This is a genomic window from Rhizobium sp. 01T444, assembly GCF_056398305.1.
The window spans coordinates 1-509 of the sequence record NZ_JBFTPD010000435.1 but is presented as its reverse complement, the minus strand read 5'-3'; the positions used below and the strand labels follow the sequence as shown (position 1 = coordinate 509).

Sequence of the window (509 nt, the reverse complement as noted above, 5' to 3'; positions counted from 1 at the left end):
GCACGAAGGTTGCCCTGCAATTGCCCGTGAATTGAGCGTGTCCGGTGACGAGGCCGTCCCCGATGAACCAGCGCCGCCTTCTCACCGTGACCGTTCAGCAACTCGCTTCGGGCGAGTTCACCTGGAAGCTGATGAAGCGACACGACAGCGGCACGGTGGAATGCATTGCCGAGTCATCGGACAGCTTCCCGGACTTCGACCAGGCGCTGGATGGCGGCTTCGCCGCGCTCGAGACGTTCTCCACGGGCCTGAGCCCGCGCGACGCCTGATCGCGCATGCGAAGTCGCGCGGGTCCTCGGCTCAGGCGCGCGGCTGGCCCATCGCCGGATCGCTGACCGAATGCCGACCGGTTTCGACCCGGCCGGCGAAGCGGCGGTAGTAGCTCGGGTCCGCGTCGCAGGTCACGGCAAAGTCATACCAGTAGCCGCTGTCGTCGATGCTCCAGTGCTGCTCCTCGTCGCCGTTGCCCTTGACGCGCACGATCCACGGGCCGTCATGCCGGTAGGCCA

At 66.8% G+C, this 509-nt stretch carries 2 protein-coding genes; one reads left to right on the top strand and one right to left on the bottom strand.

What is annotated here, in order from left to right; all coding sequences use genetic code 11:
• The first annotated feature begins 62 nt into the window (after window positions 1-62).
• Window positions 63-269, top strand: a complete 207-nt coding sequence (locus AC1DTN_RS39335) for a hypothetical protein (RefSeq protein WP_477925690.1) — start codon at window positions 63-65, stop codon at window positions 267-269.
• A gap of 31 nt (window positions 270-300) precedes the next feature.
• On the opposite strand, the gene AC1DTN_RS39330 is transcribed toward AC1DTN_RS39335, so the two are convergent.
• Window positions 301-509: phospholipase domain-containing protein (locus AC1DTN_RS39330; protein WP_477925688.1), on the bottom strand; the 209-nt coding region annotated here is incomplete at its 5' end.